Origin of the sequence: Bifidobacterium apri, from assembly GCF_009299485.1 — a bacterium.
Classification (GTDB): Bacteria; Actinomycetota; Actinomycetes; order Actinomycetales; family Bifidobacteriaceae; genus Bifidobacterium; species Bifidobacterium apri.
This window is the reverse complement of sequence record NZ_WBSO01000017.1, coordinates 1-19536: the sequence shown is the minus strand read 5'-3', so window position 1 is coordinate 19536 and position 19536 is coordinate 1. Positions and strand designations below refer to the sequence as shown.

Below are 19536 nucleotides of genomic sequence, written 5' to 3'. Positions count from 1 at the left end.
CGCATGGCGGGCGCCGGAGTGCTTATCGGCCTGCTGTCCGGCGTACTGGTGGTCGTCTACCGTCAAGGCATTGAACTGAGCATCCGTTTCGCCCGCTGGATGTACGGGCAAATCCGCATGGCACCTTGGCTGATCGCCCCCTGGGCGCTTGCCGCGATCCTTATCAGCCTGCTCATCGCGTGGATGGTGCGCAAAGAGCCGATGGCATCCGGCAGCGGCATCCCACAAACTGACGGCGTTGTGTTGAGCGGCCTGACCATGAAATGGCAGACGATTCTGCCGGTGCGTTTCCTCGGCGGTCTGCTCGCCGCCCTGTTTGGCCTGTCGCTCGGGCGCGAAGGCCCCTCCATTCAGATCGGCGCGTCCGGCGCGCAATTCCTGTCGCACCGTATGCGCGGCGAGAAGCGTGAAGACGTGCAGGAGCACTATCTGGTGACTGCTGGCGCGGCAGCCGGCCTGTCCGCGGCATTCAGCGCGCCGCTGTCCGGCATGATGTTCGCCCTCGAAGGCATCCATCGCAGTTTCTCCCCGGCCATCCTCATGGGCGCGACCGCCGCCTCCCTGACCGCTGATTTCGTGTCGAAATACTGCTTCGGCCTGACGCCGGTCCTTGATTTCGGCGATATCCAGCAGTTGCCGCTTGGTGACTACATGTGGCTGATTCCGCTCGGCATCATCGCCGGCCTGGTCGGCTCATTGATGAACCGCTCCCTGTTGGGATTGCAAACCTTGTACGGCAAACTGCCGGACTGGCTTCGCCCGATGATCGCCATGGCGATCGCCCTGCCGGTCGGCCTGTGGCTGCCTGACGTGCTCGGAGGCGGCTCGAATCTCGTCCAAACCGCTGAGCGTGGGCATCCCGGCCTGCTCATGCTGTGCATCCTGCTGGTCGTAAAAATCCTGTTCACCAGCACGAGTTTCGGCTCCGGCGTGCCCGGCGGCATTTTCATGCCGATTCTCGCGGTCGGCGCGCTGGCGGGCGGCGCGTTCGGCACGCTCGGCCATGACCTGTGGGGGCTTTCCGCCCAGGCGATTCCCGTATTCGCGGTATGCGTTATGACCGGCACGTTGGCCGCTTCGGTGAAAACCCCGATCACGTCCATCCTGCTGACTGTCGAAATGTCCGGCACGCTGACGCACATGCTGCCGGTCGCCGCGGCCGCGTTCATCGCCCTTCTCGTTTCCGATATGCTACGCACGAAACCGATTTACGGCGTTCTGCTGGAACGTTACATGCGCGCGCAAGGCCAGGCTGCGAAACTGCCCGGCAATCTGGGTTCCGGCATCATGGACTTCCCGCTGGAGATGGGCGCGCCTGCTGACGGGCATCGGGTGCGTGATGTCGCTTGGCCGTCCGGATGCCTGATTATTGGACTTCGACGGGGTGAACATGAAATCGTGCCGCGCGGCGACACCATGCTGCGAGGCGGGGATTACCTGATTGTGCTGTTCAGCGGTCAAGAGGAGCAGACTGTTCGCACCGCGTTGCGAGGCTTGTGCGACGCCGAGGAAGCGGCCTCAGAGGCCTCAACGGCCTCAACGCCGTCGGCACGTTAACAAGAATGATCGCAAAGTTACCCTAGTGAAACGTCACTGCAACCACTAGTCGAATCTCGAACATCTATGGTGATGGTAATCGAGAGAGGACTACATCATGGCAGACGCATTACTATCAACTGCGCGGCGCCATCGGTTCCTGATACTGACTTGCATGCTTGCCATGCTGGTTCCGATGGCATTCCTCGCGTTCCCGTCATCCGCACAAGCCGCTGAAGCGGTCACCACCTGCAATCCGACCGCCAGCAACGGCTGCGTGAACGGCATTCTGCAGGATGCTTCCAAACAGCCGATCGCCGGTGCGACCGTCACCCTGTCCGGCAAGGAATCGGCGACCACAACCACCGACGCGTCCGGCAAATGGGCGTTTTCGGTGACCGCTGACGGTTCCTACACCGTCACCATCGACAAGTCGGTGGCTTCCGGTCATGGTCTGCCCGGGAATACGGCGACCGTGAGCATCGACAAAAACGATTTTTCCAAGCAGCGGGCGGTCGTCCGTTTCGATAAGGCGAATGCGGCAGCCCCCTCGGCATCCGGCAAGGCGTCGGGCTCGTCATCGTTCAGCGCAAGCAAATCAGGGTCAAGTTCCGCAACAACCAGCGCCTCGTCATCGTCCACAGCTTCCGGCAGCTCCAGTTCCAGCAATTTCGGCCAGCGATTCTGGCAGCAGCTATACTCCGGCCTGATTTTCGGCCTTATGCTCGCGCTGATGAGCGTCGGCATGAACCTCGTCTACGGCACCACCGGTCTGAGCTCCTTCTCTCACGGCGAGCAGGTGACGCTCGGCGGACTCATGGCGTATGTCGGCACGCAGATGCTGCACTGGCCGCTGATCGTCTCCGGCGTCTTCGCCATCCTTATCGGCGCGCTGACCGGTCTCATCCAGAACGAAGTCATTTGGGCGCCGCTGCGCCGCAAGCATGTCGGCCCGCTGCAGCAGATGATCGTCACCATCGGCCTGTCCATGGTGCTGCAATACCTGTTCCAATTCTTCTTCGGAGGCAGCACGAAAGGCATTGTCACCTCAGTGGAACGCGGCTTCCAAATCGGCCCGATCACCACTGACCGGGCGACCCTGATTTCCGCGGCGATCGCAATCGTAGTCATCGCCACTGTTACCTACTTCCTCTACCACACGAGATTCGGCAGGGCGACACGAGCGGTTTCCGACAACGCGGCGCTCGCAGCGGCATCCGGCATCAACGTGGAACACGTGGTGCGCATCGTATGGATTCTCTCCTGCGCGCTCGCAGCACTCTCCGGGGTGCTCATGGGCATCTACCTCAACGGCATCGCATGGAATACGGGCGCGGTCCTGCTGCTGCTCATGTTCTCCGCCGTCACGCTCGGCGGCCTCGGCACCGCTCCGGGCGCGCTCGTCGGCGCACTGATCATCGGCGTCGTAGCGGATATGAGCTCGCTCGTCATCCCTAACGACATGCGCTACGCTTCGGCGCTCGCAATCCTCATCATCGTCCTGCTGTTCCGTCCGCAGGGCATCTTCGGCAAAGCACAGAGGGTGGGCTGAATCATGGATTTCCTTACGATCATCACGAACTCATTGGGCGAACTGATCGCGCCCACAACCGCCGCCTACGCGCTCGCGGCAATCGGCTTGAACATTCATTTCGGCATGACCGGCCTGTTCAACATGGGCCAGGCGGGATTCATGCTGTTGGGCGCCTACGGGTTCGCAGTCACCCAATCCATGGGCTGGAGCATTCTCGGCTCGCTGTGCATGGCATTGTTCCTGTCGTTCCTGTTCGCGCTGCTCCTGGGCATTCCGACCCTCAAACTCGGGCCTGACTACCTGTCGATGGTTACGCTCGCCGCGGCGGAAATCGTGCGCATTATCGGCCGATCAACCGCGATGACCAAAATCACCGGCGGCTCTGGCGGCATCTCCCCGCAGGATTTCACGGAGAAATTCGAGTCGCTTTCCCCGCTGCCTGACGGGCAATCAACCTTCCTGTTGTGGACCTATTCCAACAACACGGCGAACTCCTGGTGGATCCGCATTGTCGCCTGGGTGCTGGTCGGCATCGCGCTGTTCCTCACGTGGCGCTGGTTCAACTCCCCGTGGGGCCGCGTGCTCAAAGGCATACGCGAAGACGAAAACGCGGTGCGCTCGCTGGGCAAGTCAGTCACCCGCTTCAAGATTCAGTCGTTGTTCCTGGGTGGCGCGTTCGGTGCGCTCGCCGGCATCATTTTCGTGCTGCCGCGTTCTGTACAGCCGGATTCGCTGGGCCGCCAAGTCACCTTCTACACGTGGACGATTCTGCTCATGGGTGGCGCGGCAACCGTGTTCGGCCCGCTGATCGGCTCGTGCGTGCTGTGGGTGGCGCTCACGCTGATCAAGGAGTTCATGCGTGGCACAATCCCGACGACCGTGATCTCCTCCGACCAGGTGGAAGCGCTTGGCTGGGTGATTATGGGCATCGCGCTCATGTGCATCGTGATATTCAGGCCGCAAGGCATTCTCGGCGACCGAAAGGAGTTGGCGTTCAATGCGTAAGTCAACATCACATCAGGCTGAAGGCAACGCTGTCGATGATTTCGGCGGCAAACCCTTCCAACAGCAGCCGTATGCTTCCGAATCCGACGCCCAGGGCGCCGCGACCCCCGGTTCTCTCACTCCCGAGCGGGATTTGCCACGTTGGGCGACCCGCGCGCCCGAAGGCGAGAAACTCGAATCCACGCAATACGCGGACCGTGTGCAGCATGACCTGTCCTTCGTGAAAGCCGCACCGGGCGTAGCCAAACCCGACCCGATCCTGGTGGCGGACAACATCACCCGAAAGTTCGGCGGCGTGACTGCGGTCGACGTGCAGCATTTCGAAATCGAACGGCACGGCATCACCGCGTTAATCGGCCCGAACGGCGCCGGCAAGACCACGTTCTTCAACCTCATGACCGGCTTCAACACTCCGAACACCGGTACGTGGGAATTCGACGGCAAACCACTCAAATCCGAATCCCCCGAACAGGTGGCGCGCATGGGCATGGTCCGCACCTTCCAGCTGACGAAAGTCATGAGCCGGCTAACCGTCATGGACAACATGCTGCTGGGCGCCCCCGTCCAACCCGGCGAAGGCATGCTCACGGCGCTGTTCCCCGCCCGTTGGCGCAAGCAGGAGGAGAAGAACCGCGAGAAGGCCGAACGCCTGCTCAAACGCTTCCTGTTGTGGAAGAAGAAGGATGATTTCGCCGGGTCGCTTTCCGGTGGTCAGCGCAAACTGCTCGAAATGGCGCGTGCGCTGATGAGCGACCCGCAGCTGGTGATGCTCGACGAGCCGATGGCCGGTGTGAATCCCGCACTCAAACAATCGCTGCTCGACTGCATCATGGCGCTGCGCGAAACCGGCACGACCGTCCTGTTCGTCGAACACGACATGAACATGGTCCGTCATATCGCCGATTGGGTGACGGTGATGGCCGAAGGAAAAATCGTGGCCGAAGGCGTACCGAAGAACGTGATGTCCGACCAAGCGGTCATCGACGCGTATCTGGGCGCCCGCGCGAACATCGACTTGGGCGATGACGCGGCGCTTGAGAAGCTTGAGGAGGAACAGCATGAGTGACGTAACAGTAAGCGAACGCAAAGAACCCACCGCCGCTGTCGGCACGGATGCGCCCGCGGAAGGCACGCTGCCGCGCTCGCAAGTGCATGTCGGCGAACCGGAAGGCGACCCGCTGATGGACGCGCAGGGCCTGATCGCCGGCTACCTGCCGGGCGTGAACATCCTCAACGGGGCGTCACTGACCCTGCATGACGGCGAGATTGTCGGCATCATCGGCCCGAACGGCGCCGGAAAGTCGACCCTGCTCAAATCCTTGTTCGGCTTGGTGCATATCAGGTCCGGCAAACTGCTGCTGCGCGGCGAGGACATCACGAATATGCGCGCCGACAAGCTGGTCTCGCGTGGCGTGGGTTTCGTGCCGCAGACGGAGAACGTGTTCCCGTCGCTGACCATCGAGGAGAACCTGCGGATGGGGGCGTTCCAAGCGCCGAAACTGTTCAAGGAACGGTTCGAATACGTCAGTTCGATCTTCCCGAAACTCGCCTCGCGCAAGGATCAATTGGCCGGATCGTTGTCGGGCGGCGAACGGCAGATGGTCGCGATGGGCCGTGCGCTGATGATGAAACCGTCCGTGCTGCTGCTTGACGAGCCGTCCGCAGGCCTGTCGCCGATGCTGCAGGACGAAACCTTCATCCGCGTGAAGGAAGTCAACAAGGCTGGGGTCTCGGTGGTGATCGTCGAGCAGAACGCCCGCCGCTGCCTGCAGATCTGCGACCGCGGGTACGTGCTCGATCAGGGCCGCAACGCCTACTCCGGGCGGGGACGCGACCTGCTCAACGATCCGAAGGTCATCTCCCTGTATCTGGGCAATCTCGAGGAGACAGTCGAGGAAGAAGGCCGGTAGCGGCGCGCGGTGCGGGGTGGGGTGCGGTGCGGCTGGGTGCGGTGTGGTGCGGTGTGGTGCTGTGCGGCTGGGTGCAGTGTGGTGCGGTGTGCTGTGCGGCTGATTCCGGGGTGTCCGCTTTGTATCCAGTTGCGCCCCGCCCGATTCCCCGAGGCGCGCCCGAGTTCGGGGCGGCCCGTCATTGTGGGACTTTTCGTGTGATTCGTGGTTTGGCTTGTGAATTCCCAGCGGGCTGATGTCGGGTGTGTTGGTGTTTCAACGTTTTCCTTGGCGCATTATCGTCGAATCCCGTTTTCGCGGATAATCTCCCGGGCATTTGTCCGCCTTCTCGTGTTTTCGTCCGGACTTCCCGCGTTCCACGTATCCCTGATGTGCCGGCGGCTCCTCGCGCCCGTGCCGCCGCTGTGCGTGCCAGCCCCGCACTTCGCCTTGCTTCGTCGCGCATCGGTTTCTCGGGGTGCGGCCGATTCCCAGGTGTGTCCGTTTCGCCTACTTGTGCCCGCCCGATTCCGGGCCCATCGTCGTGGGACTTTTCGTGTGATTCGTGGTTTGGCTTGTGAATTCCCAGTGGGCTGATATTGGGTGTGTTGATGTTTCAACGTTTTCTTTGGCACATTATCGCCGGATCCCGTTTCCGTGGATAATCTCCCGGGCATTTATCCGCCTTCCCGCGTTTTCGCCGGGAACTCCCGCGTTTCCCCGTATTCCTGATGCCGATGCCCGTCGCCGACAACTCCTCGCGCCCCGCGCCACCGCTGTGCGCGTCTCCGTCCCGCGCCCCACCCCGCACATTTCCTATTGTTTTCGCATGTCACCGCGAGGAAACATCCGGCATACGCCCGTGTTGCAAATCCCGCTTAGATTCACGGGTAAACGAAGCGGCTGGTCTGCAAGGCCTTCCAGTTGGCCACGTCATCGTAATGTCCAATCGCCCGCTTCGCAGCAACGAATCAGCATGGGAGAGAGAGGAACTGATCATGCGATATTCAACATCATCAACATCAACATCATCAACATCGTCGCCACGCAAATCGGTGAAACGCACCCTCATGTGTGCCACAGCCGCTGTCGCCGCACTGACCTTGGTGCTGTCCGGCTGCGGCTCATCATCATCGGGCGGCTCGGCGGCTTCCAGCAGCTCAAACGGCGGCTTCGTGCTCGGCGCACTGTTCCCGCAGACAGGCTCGCTGGCGTACATGTCCCCGCAAGAGGAAGGCGCGGTCAAGCTCGCGTTGAAGAACATCAACGATGCGGGCGGCGTGCTTGGCAAGAAAGCCACGTCGGTGAGCGCCGATACTTCCGACGCTGACCACGCGGATCAGAACACGTCCGGTACCCAGTCGGTGCTGGCCAAGAAGCCGTCCGCGATTATCGGCCCGGCGTCCAGCTCCGTGGTCAAGAACGTGTACAAGGAGATTTCCGCCGCCAAGGTTCCGCTGATTTCCATGGGCGCGACGTCCGCAAGCCTGTCGGGCGTGGATCCGTACTTCTTCCGCACGGTCGCCCCTGATAGCGTGCAGGGCGCGGTGCTCGGCAATGTGATTGCCCAGGATGGTGTGCAGAAGCTTGCGATTGCGGCGTTCAACGACGAGTACGGCACCGGGTTGCGCGATACCATCGCCAAGACCGCTGAGGATGCCGGCGTCGATGTGGTGTATGGCGCGGATCAGGCTTTCGACCCGACTGAAACGAACTTCTCCTCGCTCGTGTCCACCATCAAGGCCTCCAAACCGGATGCCGTCGCGATTATCGCGTTCGATCAGACTAAGGCGCTGATCAAGGAAATGATCAGCCAAGGCGTTGATACCACGAAACTGTACTTGGTTGATGGCAATACATCCGACTATTCCGACACCTTCGACAAGGGGACGCTCAAGGGTGTGACTGGCACGATTCCGGGCGCCCACGCCAGCGCCGACTTCCAGAAGAAAGTCAAGGCCATGGATAGCAGCGTCAAGGATTATACCTATGCGGCCGAAACGTATGACGGCGTGATCCTGTTCGCGCTTGCCGCGCAGAAGGGCGGCAAGGCCGACGGTGAAACCATCCAGAAGAACCTGCTTGCGGTGTCCGGTGCGGATGGCGGCACGAAGTGCAAGTCCTACAAGGCATGCGTGGCGCTGCTCAAAGATGGCAAGGACATTGAGTATGTTGGCCAGACCGGTATCGGGCCGTTCAACGAGAACCATGATCCGAGCTCGGCGAATATCGGCGTGTACAAGTTCGGTGAGGACAACAAGCCGGTGTTTGATCACGTTCAGTCTGGCAAGGTGTCCACTGACTGACGGCTGATGACCGGGCTTGCTATGGATTGGGCGGGTCACGGATTGGGCGTTTGGCTGATTTGCCAGAATGCCGATTGATTCGGCGGCGGGTGCTGATTGGGCTGATGGCTGGTCTGTGACGGGCTGGTCTGTGACGGGCTGGAGCCGCTCAGCTGGCTGGTGAGGCCGGTGTGGGGGACGACGAGACGGCCGGTGCGCTGTGTGCGTGCCGGCCGTCTCATTGTGCGTCGGCTGCGTTGTTGTGCCGTGGTTTTTCGTGTCGGGCTTTCGCTGTGCTGTCGTGGCTGTTGTGTCGTTGTGCCGTGGTGCTGCGCGCGTTGTTGTGTCGCGTTGTTTCGTGTCGGACTTTCGCGCTGTGCCGTAGTGTCCGTTGTGCTGCGCGTGGTGTGACGCGGTGTACGTGGCTGCCGCGGTGCTGTGGCGGGTTGTGCTGCGTGGTGTGACGCAGTGTTGTGGCGGTTATGTTGCAGTGACGGTAGTGTTGCCGCGGCGGTTGTGCCTGCCGCTGCGCTGCCGGTCGGCATACGTGCGCTCGCCGAGTATGGTCGTTCCGTTCGTGACCGTTTCGTCTGGTTCGTGCGATGTTTGCGGTACCATAGGAGATTGCCGCGATTCGCGGTGGCGCGAGTAAGGACGGCGGCGGGCGATTCCGCTCATATGCATGATTTCGGAGTGACACATGACGCAACAGAATGGTCGGGACGTGGACGTCCTCGGCGAGGATGGCGAAGACAGCGAGTCATCGCTGTCAGACGCCATGGAGGCGGCGGTTCCGCAGCGCGCGGTTGCCACGTCTGAGTCCGTATCTTCCGTATCTTCCACATCTTCTGTTGATTCTGTTGGCTCCGTCTCTTCTACAGGTTCCGTACCTCCTGCCGATCCTGCCGTCACTACTGTGTTCTCGGTCGCTTCGATTGCTTCTGCCGCTGCAGCTCCTGCAACGGTCCCCGCGATGCCGGCAGTCCCTGATATTCCTGCGATGCCGGCGGTGCTGACCGCCGCGCCTGAATCGGTTAACGTCCATGATTCCGCCGATTCCGGCGACCGCAGCGAATCCCGGAACCACAGCGATTCCAGCGGCTACAACGAATCCCACAGCCGCGACGATTCCAGCGACTTCGACAATCCGGGCGGCAAAGGCGACCCCAGCGTCCCTGCAACCTCAGGCGATGAACCGAATCCCGAGACCTTGATGATCGAACAGGTTGAGCCGCATGACACCCCGGTGGGCGCGGCGGCATCCCCGAACCCACCGCAGATTTCGCTCGCCCCCATCAAGAAGCTTCGCGCCCAGTTCAACCCCCTGGCGGACGGCCTGGTCTATCTGGTCGTATTCATCGGCGGTTTTGTCGGCACGGCCGCCCGGTATGGCGTGTCCGCGCTGTTCCCGGCCTCTGCCACTCAGTTTCCGCTAGGCACGTTCATCGCGAATATTGCCGCATGCTTCCTGTTCTCACTGCTCGCGGAAACGATGGCGCACGCTTCATGGATCCGCCGGCGCGCCCGCCAATTGCTCAGCCGCGGTTTGGGGCTTGGCTTGTGCGGTGGCTTGTCGACGATGTCCACGGTTGCGGTCGAAAGTCTCGCCGATATTCTTGACCATGAGCCGTGGATGGCTGTCTCCTACATGGTCGCGAGCGTGGTGGGCGGCACGATATGCTGCATCGCCGGTGTGCTGCTGGCGCACGTGCTTACGTCGTCGCGGGCTGCCCAATCGCTGCGCCGCATTTCAGCCGGTTCCAATACGTCGTATGGGACTCGGCGCGCCGAACCCATACCGGTTACGGGTGGAAGCGCTCCGGGCGGTCATGCTCAGACAACTGCCGGCGGGGGTTCTTCGACTGCTGATGGCTCGGCGGCCGGCGGGCATCATGACGGAAGCAACCCGGATATGCCGGCTTCATTCGAGCCGACGCCCATCACCGCGGAAATCCCGCTGGTTCCTGATCCGGTGACTGGGGAGGTGCACTGATGCTGCTGGTATGTGTCTGCGGCGGACTTGGCGCAATGGTCCGTTACGTGTTCGATGTCTCGATTCGTCGTGGCTGGCATCATGCGTTCCCCCTGGCGACCCTGCTGGTCAACGTGCTCGCCTCCTTCTGCGCGGGCATGGCGGCTGCGGGGTACGCCTACCATACGGTCGATCATGCGACCAGCCTGATTTTCGTTGCTGGTTTCCTCGGCGGCATGTCCACGTTTTCGGCTGCCATCAACGAAATGGTGTCGCTCGCGCGCAATCGCCGCTGGTGGCTTGCATGGTGGTATTTGCTGGCGACGGTCGCCGCCCCGCTGCTGTGCGCGGCGCTGGGATGGATGCTGGTGGCTGTGACACGGTGACGCAACCGTCGTCAACGCTCGATTCGTCCCGATAGTACAATGCCGGTAGCAGGCGCGATGCATCAGGTCTAGCATTGCCGCCCAGCATATGGCGTCTGCGACAGAGAGCGCTTGAATCAAGCTTCGTGAGGAGAAATTCGTGGTTGGAATGCGCGACGTGGCCAAAAGGGCCGGAGTGTCTTTGAGCACCGTGTCGTTGGTGGTGAACGCTTCTGGATACGTTTCGCAGGATATGCGCCGCCGTGTTGAACAGGCGATGCAGGAACTCGACTATATTCCCAACGAGCTGGCGCGCAACCTGTACCGTGGGCGTACCGGCATGATCGGCGTCATCGTGCCGACGCTGCGGCATCCTTTTTTCGCGACATTAGTGTCCGCGCTGCAAGGGCGTCTTGCGAAACATGATTTGCAGACCTTGCTGTGTTCCACCGCAGATGCGGATACCGGTGAGGCTGAGTATGTCAGCCGTCTGCGCCGACACATGATGGACGGCATCATCATGGCTGCCCATACCGACCATCCTGCGGATTACTGGACGTCAATCGGACGGCCTGTTGTCGCGTTCGATCGCACATTGGGCGATACCATCGCCACCGTTCGTTCCGACCATGAGCAGGGTGGCAGACTGGTCGCCGGGCAGCTGATAGCGTCGGGCGCCCACCGCGTGGTGATGGTTGGCGGCCCGCGCAGCCAGTTTGATGATCGGGGCGGCGGCGCGACCACATTCCCCACGGTGCGGTATTTCCAGACGTTGGCTGAACAGCTTGAGGCTGCGGGTATCAGGCATGAGTATGTGGAGTGCGGGGCCGTGGCGGATGTGGAAGGGTACGCGCGGACGGTGCACGCGTTGTTCGACCGGCTTGACGAGTCGCGCTCGGACGGCGGTGCCGCTCACGCTGCCGGGGTTGTGCCGGTTGATGCGGTGGTCGGTTCCGACGTGGTCGCCGCGTGTGCGGTGAAGGAGGCTTTCACGCGTGGACTGCGTGTGCCGCGTGATCTGCAGATTATCGGCTATGACGGCACATGTTTGGCGGATTGCGCCGGATTGTCGCTGACTGTCGTCAAGCAGGATTTCAGTACGCTCGCCGAACGCTTGGCGACGCATATCGTCGATGCTGTCAATCGTGCCGATGGCAGAGGTAAGACCACGGCGGGTGCTGGAGCTGCTGAGGCGGTTGTGCCTGCTGGGGCTGCTGAGGTTGCCCAGACTGTCCAATCGTCGGAGGTCGATATCGTGCCGGTTTCCCTGAGTCTCGGCGACACTACGCGTCCGGTCGCGTGAATGCTGCCGAATCGCTTCCCTGCCTTGCCGCCGCAACGCCTATGGGTGTGCGGAACTGTTCCGGCACGCCAATCCGGCGCGTGCCGGGGGAGCAGGTGACACCTACGGGTGCGGCGGGACTGTCCTCGTCCGGGGTGTATTGGTGAGCGCTTGCAACACTTCAGCGTCGCCGCCGGCATCGATTCGTTCGATTCGTTCGATCCGAGAGAAAGCGGGCGTCCCGAGCAGCGTCCGCACGACAATCAGACGTCCCGCAGCTGCACAGATCTTGCCGCGACACGGAGCAACTGGCTCATCCGTCTGCGCGTGCGGTGAAGATACATACGGGACTGATGGCGTAATCCGGCCAAACGAAAGAGACAAGATGACACAAGCAGACGATACCGACACGGCCTCTGGCAGGCAGTCGGAACAGGAACGCCCTGACGCCGGGAAGCATCGCTTGGCGCGGTTTGCGGCGGCTGTCGCGCTGGCCTCTGCGCTCGCCGGCGTGGCGGCGGGCCTGCTCACCCTGATGCTATACGGCGTGGAGCACTTGTTTCTCGGGTATGTGGAGGGTGTCTCGGCTCCCGGCCCGTTCGCCGTACCCGCGTGGCGGCGGGCGGTGTCCGTGTTTGTCGGATTGTCGGTCGCGGCGGTGATCTGGTGGCTGCTGCGCACGCGCACAACTCGCGTGCCGTCGGTCAAACAGGCGGTGGGCGGCTCTCGCATGCCAGCCTGGCAGACCGTGGTGCATGTGATGCTGCAGATTTTCATCGTGGGTTCAGGCGCTTCAATCGGTCGCGAGGTCGCGCCGCGTGAGTTGGGTGCGTTGCTCGGTCAGCGGTTTGCCCGACTGACGCGCTTGGGGAAGCGGGATACGCGCACACTGGTCGCCATCGCAGCTGCGGCGGGCCTTGCCGGCGTTTATAACGCGCCGCTTGCGGGAACGTTCTTCGCTGCGGAAATCCTGCTGCATGACATCAGCTTGGAAACGGTGGCGTTGTCTTTCGGCGGTTCTGCTTTGGCCGCGTGGACGGCGTCACTGGTCAAAGGTACGCATACTTTCTACGATTTGGGGCGTGTCAGCGCTCTGTTCACGCCTGATCTCATTGCGTTCGCGCTGGTGGCCGGACTGGTGTGTGGCGCGTGCGGCGCTGTGTTCCGTCGCGGTTCCGCATGGGCTGAATCGCATAAATCCACGGGTGTGACGCTGCTGTGGACGATGCCGTTGGCGGGCGCGGCGACCGGTATCGCTGCGATTTGGTTGCCGCAGATGATGGGCAACGGTCGCGCTTTGGGGCAGCTGAGCTTTTCGAGCGACGTGGAGTTGTCGGTTATTCCGGGATTGCTGATTGGGTTCGTGATGAAGGCGGTTCTGACGTTGCTGACGATCCGTTCGGGCGCTTCGGGTGGCGTGCTGCAGCCGGGGATTGCTCTGGGCGCGTCGATGGGGGCGATACTTGGCGTGCTATGGATGACGTGCTTCCATACGAATACGCTGGCGGTGTATGCGCTGATTGGCGCGTGCGCGCTGTTGTCTGCGTCCCAACAGGCGCCACTGATGGCGACGTGTCTGGTGATGGAGCTGGCCGCCGCGCCGGTGAATCTGTTCGTTCCTGCGGGTTGTGCGGTCGCGGTGAGCGTGGTGGTATGCAAGGTGTTGATGCCGCATCTCGATGCTTGGCACCCGCTCGCCCGCCCCACCAACTAACCTCTCCCTCCCAATCTGTTTACGCTGGGGCGTGTCTTAGCATCACTGGTTTGTGTCTTTCCTCAATCTGTCTACGCTGGGGCGTGTCTTAGCATCGCTGGTTTGTGTCCTTCCTCAATCTGTCTACGCTGGGGCGTGTCTTAGCATCGCTGGTTTGTGTCCTTCCTCAATCTGTTTACGCTGGGTTGTGTTTTAGTGTCACTGTTTTGTGTTCTTTCCCGATCTGTTTACGTTGGGTTGTGTCTTAGCATCGCTGGTTTGTGTTCTTCCTCAATCTGTTTACGCTGGGGCGTGTCTTAGCGTAGACAGATTGGGGGTGTTAATTCGTCGGTTTGGGTTGGCGGTTTCGAGCGGCGCACGGTCGTCTTCCCTGCTTCTGCCGACGCTCACAAGCCACTCAGCGTCGGCAGAAGGTTGGGCGCGGTGATGACGGTGGAGCCGGGGTTCACGATTGTCGGTTTGCTGATTTCCCTTGACTTCTGTCAAAAGCGGGAGATTGCGCTGAATCGGTCATTGGGCGGATAATCTCCCGGGAGAATTGTCGAGTTCGACCCCGTTCCGCAAGAACTCCCAAGGGCATCGTTGGAATCATGCGGCTCGCAAAATCGGGCTGTTGGGAGTTCTCCCGCGAATCAGCCGAATCGCGCTAATCTCCCGCGAAAAGCCGGGACTTTACGCATTTGCTGTCCGTCTCGGCGTAAAGTCCTGGTTGTTTCGAGAAACATGTGTCTGCATTTGCGGAATCGAACGTTGAGATGCGTGGTATGGAACAGCAACCATGCGCCGTGCAATGAATCGTTGATATTCTGCGGCATTGATTTCATGCCATGATCATTGTCGTCGGATTGCCGCCCGCAGAATCAGGTATCAACATGCATCGTGCGCAACGCTCGGCGTCACTGAACCGTCGAGGAATTTCGATTAACCGACGCAGGAGTATGCCGCCCGCCCGTGTACGATTCGGTTCATGGACAGCGATACCAACAGCCAAAACACATGTACCCGAACCGAAACCGCGCAATCGCGCCGCATCCTCCGCGGCCGCATCTACCGCCATTTCAAGGGCGACCGGTACCTCGTTGAGGATTTCGCCACGGATTCTGAATCCGGCCTGCCGGTGGTGGTGTATCGCAAACTGTATGATGACGGCTCGCTGTGGGTGCGTCCGCTCGAGATGTTCGCCGGCGAGGTCGACCGCGCGAAGTATCCCGATGTCCGACAGCGCTACCGATTCGAACTCGAGGATGTCCCCAGTGTGAACCATCACTGAATTCTTGGCGCTGGCACGCCTCACAGCCCTCACGCTTCGTCCTTTCCCTCGGACGCACGCGCGAGCCTCGGCTCCATCGCTCTTGCGACACCAGAGAGCCCCGTATCCGGCACAGTTTTGCCGATTCCCGCGTGTCGCACGATATCGGGGGCACCCCTGCGCATACAATATTAAACCGGTTCGATACGCGTTCGGAATCGTTCGGGAACAATGATGGCGGACGGCGACTCGAATCGCCAAATCCACGAAAATCCGCCGAAAATCCGTTACACTGTAAGTGTTCTGTGTTTGGCGTCAAAGGAGGGTCAATGAAGAATAAAGTCCAACTCATCACCTACGCCGACAGGCTTGGTGACGGCACCATCGCATCCCTGACCGATGTGCTGCGCACCCGCTTCAACGGCGTGTACGAAGGCGTGCACATCCTGCCGTTCTTCACCCCCTATGACGGTGCCGACGCCGGCTTCGACCCGGTGGACCACACCAAAGTCGACCCGCGCCTCGGCACATGGGACGATATCGCCGAACTGTCCAAAACGCACGACATCATGGTCGACACCATCGTCAACCACATGTCGTGGGAATCCAAGCAATTCCAAGATGTCATGAAGCGCGGTGAAAACAGCCCCTACTACGGGATGTTCCTCACCATGTCGAGCGTCTTCCCCGACGGCGCCACCGAAGAGGACCTGGCCGGCATCTACCGCCCGCGTCCGGGCCTGCCGTTCACCCACTACACGTGGGGAGGCAAAACCCGCCTCGTGTGGACCACCTTCACCCCGCAGCAGGTCGATATCGACACCGATTCCAAAGAAGGTTGGGATTACCTGCTGTCCATTCTCGACCAGCTGTCGCGCAGCCACGTCAGCTACATCCGCCTCGACGCGGTCGGCTACGGCGCCAAGCAAGCCAAGACCAGCTGCTTCATGACCCCCAAGACTTTCGACCTCATCGGCCGCATCAAGAAGGAAGCAGAATCCCGCGGTCTGGAAACGCTGATCGAAGTGCATTCCTACTACAAGAAGCAGGTCGCCATCGCCAACAAGGTTGATCGCGTCTACGATTTCGCGATTCCTGGCCTGCTGCTCCACGCGCTGACCACCGGCAAAACCGAGCCGATCGCCCACTGGGTTGACGTGCGCCCGAACAACGCGGTCACCGTGCTCGACACGCATGATGGCATCGGTGTCATCGACATCGGTTCCGACCAGCTTGACCGCAGCCTCAAGGGCCTTGTGCCTGACGAGGAAGTCGATCAGCTCGTCGAAACCATCCACGAGAACACCCACGGCGAATCCCGCGCCGCGACCGGTGCCGCCGCCAGCAACCTCGACCTGTATCAGGTCAACTCCACGTACTATTCGGCGCTCGGCTGCAACGACCAGCATTACCTTGCCGCCCGTGCCGTGCAGTTCTTCCTGCCCGGCGTGCCGCAAGTGTACTATGTCGGCGCGCTTGCGGGGGCGAATGACATGGAGCTGCTGCGTCGCACGAATGTCGGGCGTGACATCAACCGTCACTACTATTCCGTGGAGGAGATTGACCGGAATCTCGAACGTCCGGTCGTCAAGGCGCTGAACGCCCTGTGCCGTTTGCGCAACCAGCTTGACGCGTTCGACGGCGAGTTCGCCTTCAGCCGCGAAGATGACGTGTTGACCTTCAATTGGAAGGGCGCGACCACTTCGGCGACCCTCACATTCGAGCCGAAACGCGGTCTGGGCGTTGACAACCAGACTTCCGTGTGCACGCTGCGCTGGTCGGATGCGGCCGGCGAGCATGAAACTGACGACCTGCTGGCGGATCCGCCTGCGGTCGCATGACAACGTTTGACTGCCGCTGCTGACCCTGATGGGCTGGCGGCGGCAGTCACATAACAAAGGGGATTTGACATGACCGACAATGAGACCGGCGGGGCTGCCGGCAAGAAGCCTGGCAACGGGTATGTCCGACCGGGTATCGATGATCGTCCTGACTTGGACAAGGCGTTGACGCCGGAACAGAAAATCGCGGTGAGCCGTCTCGCCGTTCCGCTTCCGACGCAGCCGAAAGGCGAGGATTCCGCGGCGTCCGTAGGTGTGCAGGAGACGCGCATGGGCGCGGAAAGCGGTACGCCGGTCGCTGCGATGGCGAATTCTGTGGATGCGGCGGTGCTCGATCCGAATTCCGCGTTCAACGATATGCGCGACCCGATGGTCAGCGCTGATGGGCATCGGCCGTCCAAGAACGAAATCGTGCGTCTTGGCGTCGGCTTCACGCTGAGCGCCGTGGTGTGCGCCATCCCGTGGGTTGCATTGAGCACGGTGATTTTGCCGCAGGTGTTGCAGAACATCAATCCTGCCACCAAGGAATCCATGCTCGGCACCATCAACGCGGTCGGTTCCATCGTCGCGTTGCTGGCGAACGTGATTTTCGGCACGTTGTCCGATATGACGCGCAGCCGTTTCGGCAAGCGCACCCCGTGGATCGTGCTCGGCGGTCTGATCGCCGGCCTGTCTGTCGGCTTGATCGCAATCTCTCAGAACAACTTCCCGGCGATTCTTGTGCTGTGGTGCATAGCCCAGTTGGGGTACAACGTCATGCTCGCCCCGTTCGTGGCAACCATGTCCGATCGCGTGCCGGACAAGGTCCGTGGCACCATTTCCGGCTTCTACGGTGCGGGTATCGCCACCGGTCAGACGCTTGGCAATGTGGTCGGTGCGCGTTTGAACGACCATGGCGCTGCTGGCGTTACGCTCGGCTGGCTGATCGGTGCTGCGGTGTTTGCGTTGATTGGCATCATCACGGTTGTTGTCTGGCCGCGTGAGAAGTCCAATGTGAACGAGAAGCGTGAGCAGGTCACCGCAAAGTCCGTGCTGATGAACTTCCGTCCGCCGCGTCACGCGCCTGACTTCTATTTCGCGCTGGTGGGCCGCACCCTGATGATGGGCGGCTACTGGATGATCAACGGCTATCTGTTCTACATTTCGCAGGATTACATTTTCGCCGGGCAGCCGAAGGCGAAGGATTCCGCGAATGCGTTGATCGCCGTGATGGGCGTGATCACCTTGATCGTCTCGCTGATTGCCGCGCTGACCGCTGGTCCGATTACCGATAAAATCGGCCGTCGCAAGCTGCCGGTCGCACTGGCCAGCTGCCTGTTCGCTGTCGGTATCGTGATGCCGCTGGCGATGCCGAGTCGCGTCGGCATGCTGCTGTTTGCTGCAATCGCAGGTTTGGGCTACGGCGTGTACAACGCCATCGATCAGGCGCTGAACGTTTCCGTGCTGCCGAACCCTGACGAAGCGGGCAAGGATCTGGGCATCCTGAACCTTGCGAACACGCTGTCCACGGTGATCGGTTCGGTGTTCACGTCGGTGATCATCAGCGTGTCCAAGAATATGCATCACGTCACGGCCACGCCGCCGTCAGCGTATCGCGCGGTGTTCATTGTGGCCATCGTGATTGTGCTGATTGCCGCGTACTTGATCATGCGCATCAAGAAAGTGAAGTGACGCGTCGCGTCGCGCGAACGCGAGTCATGATTCCGGCCGGGTGCCTGTCTGCCCTCATTGTGGGCGGAACGGGCGCCCGGCCGGTTGCGTTTTCGCACTGGCTGCGCAGATGAAGGGTTATTGGCCAACATGTGTGTCGGGAATCGGGTGTGAGGGGTTGTCCTGCCGGGCGCGTCGCGGTTTTGAATCCTCATGCGCCACTTTCGGGCCCGGCCGGAGTGTGTGTCCGCGATCAGCACGGGCCCGTTGCGGCTTATGGCGTGCGAAGCGGTTCGAATGTGCCGCGTCGCGCATGTCAAGGCATACATCATGCGCCGGTTGGAATGCTTCCTGGCCGGTCCGGGAGCCGTAATGCCGGCTTGCGTATGCCTCGGCATACGCCGCATGGCGGACGGGGCGCCGCGACCCATCCGGGGGCAATACTACGTTGAGCCGTGTATGCCCGGGCATGCGCAGACCGCAGGACACGGCCCGGAGCCGCCGCTTCCCGTCGATATCTGTTCAGTTTCGCATGCCGTGGCATACAGGATGCGCACGCAGGCCGGAACGATGATCCAGGCTCCCACATGCCCCGCCAGCAGACACACATCTTGGCCTATAACCCCAGGTGAAGGCATCCCGGCACGCCTGCGGTTACGGCCGGCCTGAATCTTGTGGTTGCAGACGGGACAGAGGCATCCCGGCACGCCTGCGGTCGCGGCGCCCCAATCTGGCGAGATGTTCGGGGCGGAGTCCGAAAAACTCTCGGATCCGCCCTTCTGCTGCGAGACTTGAGAGATTGTTCGGGATATCTCGCGTCCGGACCTGTTTCCGCGAGATGTTTAGATTTTGGCGGGTCACCACAGTGATGGTGGGCTCTCGAAAACCGCGGAATATCAACGATGTGGGGATACCTCGTTCGTGCGGACTGATTCATGGGGTCTCAACCAAATCATGGATTTGCACTCCCGGCGGAGTTTTTCAGAGATTGTTCTGAAAATCTCGCTGATTGCGGCCTTTCGCTGAGATATCGAGCTGAGAGTAGGCATTGAGATTCGAAAGGAATCAACTCGCGGTTATGTCCCAGAGGTTGGTGTATGAGGCCCTGTTCCCTGCGGGGTGTTGAAAGGGGTCACCGCCTAGTATCGCCATTGATGGATAAGTGAAATTGATGGCGGGAAGGACCAGACGATGACCGTAAGGCATACGTTAGC

The 19536-nt window shown here is 61.1% G+C and carries 13 protein-coding genes; all 13 read left to right on the top strand.

Annotated elements, in window-relative coordinates; all coding sequences use genetic code 11:
* Positions 1–3: 3 nt before the first annotated feature.
* Positions 4–1557, top strand: a complete 1554-nt coding sequence (locus DSM100238_RS08355; protein WP_240812418.1) for a ClC family H(+)/Cl(-) exchange transporter — start codon at positions 4–6, stop codon at positions 1555–1557.
* 97 nt (positions 1558–1654) lie between these two features.
* Positions 1655–3088, top strand: a complete 1434-nt coding sequence (locus DSM100238_RS08350; RefSeq protein WP_152356200.1) for an ABC transporter permease subunit — start codon at positions 1655–1657, stop codon at positions 3086–3088.
* Positions 3089–3091: 3 nt separating this feature from the next.
* Complete coding sequence (locus DSM100238_RS08345; protein ID WP_152356199.1) at positions 3092–4075, top strand: branched-chain amino acid ABC transporter permease; 984 nt, start codon at positions 3092–3094, stop codon at positions 4073–4075.
* Positions 4068–5141, top strand: a complete 1074-nt coding sequence (locus DSM100238_RS08340; RefSeq protein ID WP_152356198.1) for an ABC transporter ATP-binding protein — start codon at positions 4068–4070, stop codon at positions 5139–5141. Before DSM100238_RS08345 ends, DSM100238_RS08340 begins: the two co-directional genes overlap by 8 nt.
* On the top strand, positions 5134–5985 hold the full coding sequence (locus DSM100238_RS08335; protein ID WP_152356197.1) for an ABC transporter ATP-binding protein: 852 nt from the start codon (positions 5134–5136) through the stop codon (positions 5983–5985). Before DSM100238_RS08340 ends, DSM100238_RS08335 begins: the two co-directional genes overlap by 8 nt.
* Positions 5986–7034: 1049 nt before the next feature.
* On the top strand, positions 7035–8270 hold the full coding sequence (locus tag DSM100238_RS08330; RefSeq protein WP_152356225.1) for an ABC transporter substrate-binding protein: 1236 nt from the start codon (positions 7035–7037) through the stop codon (positions 8268–8270).
* Positions 8271–8949: 679 nt separating this feature from the next.
* On the top strand, positions 8950–10242 hold the full coding sequence (locus DSM100238_RS09590; protein ID WP_240812416.1) for a fluoride efflux transporter FluC: 1293 nt from the start codon (positions 8950–8952) through the stop codon (positions 10240–10242).
* On the top strand, positions 10242–10607 hold the full coding sequence (locus DSM100238_RS08320) for a fluoride efflux transporter FluC (RefSeq protein ID WP_376831067.1): 366 nt from the start codon (positions 10242–10244) through the stop codon (positions 10605–10607). Before DSM100238_RS09590 ends, DSM100238_RS08320 begins: the two co-directional genes overlap by 1 nt.
* A gap of 139 nt (positions 10608–10746) precedes the next feature.
* Positions 10747–11889, top strand: coding sequence for a LacI family DNA-binding transcriptional regulator (locus DSM100238_RS08315; RefSeq protein ID WP_152356195.1), 1143 nt, complete (start codon positions 10747–10749; stop codon positions 11887–11889).
* A 364-nt stretch (positions 11890–12253) separates the two neighbouring features.
* Positions 12254–13582, top strand: a complete 1329-nt coding sequence (locus DSM100238_RS08310; RefSeq protein ID WP_152356194.1) for a chloride channel protein — start codon at positions 12254–12256, stop codon at positions 13580–13582.
* A 967-nt stretch (positions 13583–14549) separates the two neighbouring features.
* Positions 14550–14852: a DUF1653 domain-containing protein gene (locus tag DSM100238_RS08305; RefSeq protein WP_152356193.1), complete on the top strand. Its 303-nt coding sequence runs from the start codon at positions 14550–14552 to the stop codon at positions 14850–14852.
* A gap of 308 nt (positions 14853–15160) precedes the next feature.
* Positions 15161–16672 (top strand): sucrose phosphorylase, encoded by a 1512-nt coding sequence (gtfA, locus tag DSM100238_RS08300; RefSeq protein ID WP_152356192.1) that lies wholly within the window; start codon positions 15161–15163, stop codon positions 16670–16672.
* 69 nt (positions 16673–16741) lie between these two features.
* Complete coding sequence (locus DSM100238_RS08295; protein WP_152356191.1) at positions 16742–18343, top strand: MFS transporter; 1602 nt, start codon at positions 16742–16744, stop codon at positions 18341–18343.
* Positions 18344–19536: the final 1193 nt, after the last annotated feature.

Coding starts and splice junctions, on each gene's coding strand:
- DSM100238_RS08355 (WP_240812418.1), top strand. CDS start 4: ATGGCGGGCGCCGGAGTGCTTATCGGCCTGCTGTCCGGCGTACTGGTG.
- DSM100238_RS08350 (WP_152356200.1), top strand. CDS start 1,655: ATGGCAGACGCATTACTATCAACTGCGCGGCGCCATCGGTTCCTGATA.
- DSM100238_RS08345 (WP_152356199.1), top strand. CDS start 3,092: ATGGATTTCCTTACGATCATCACGAACTCATTGGGCGAACTGATCGCG.
- DSM100238_RS08340 (WP_152356198.1), top strand. CDS start 4,068: ATGCGTAAGTCAACATCACATCAGGCTGAAGGCAACGCTGTCGATGAT.
- DSM100238_RS08335 (WP_152356197.1), top strand. CDS start 5,134: ATGAGTGACGTAACAGTAAGCGAACGCAAAGAACCCACCGCCGCTGTC.
- DSM100238_RS08330 (WP_152356225.1), top strand. CDS start 7,035: ATGTGTGCCACAGCCGCTGTCGCCGCACTGACCTTGGTGCTGTCCGGC.
- DSM100238_RS09590 (WP_240812416.1), top strand. CDS start 8,950: ATGACGCAACAGAATGGTCGGGACGTGGACGTCCTCGGCGAGGATGGC.
- DSM100238_RS08320 (WP_376831067.1), top strand. CDS start 10,242: ATGCTGCTGGTATGTGTCTGCGGCGGACTTGGCGCAATGGTCCGTTAC.
- DSM100238_RS08310 (WP_152356194.1), top strand. CDS start 12,254: ATGACACAAGCAGACGATACCGACACGGCCTCTGGCAGGCAGTCGGAA.
- DSM100238_RS08305 (WP_152356193.1), top strand. CDS start 14,550: ATGGACAGCGATACCAACAGCCAAAACACATGTACCCGAACCGAAACC.
- gtfA (WP_152356192.1), top strand. CDS start 15,161: ATGAAGAATAAAGTCCAACTCATCACCTACGCCGACAGGCTTGGTGAC.
- DSM100238_RS08295 (WP_152356191.1), top strand. CDS start 16,742: ATGACCGACAATGAGACCGGCGGGGCTGCCGGCAAGAAGCCTGGCAAC.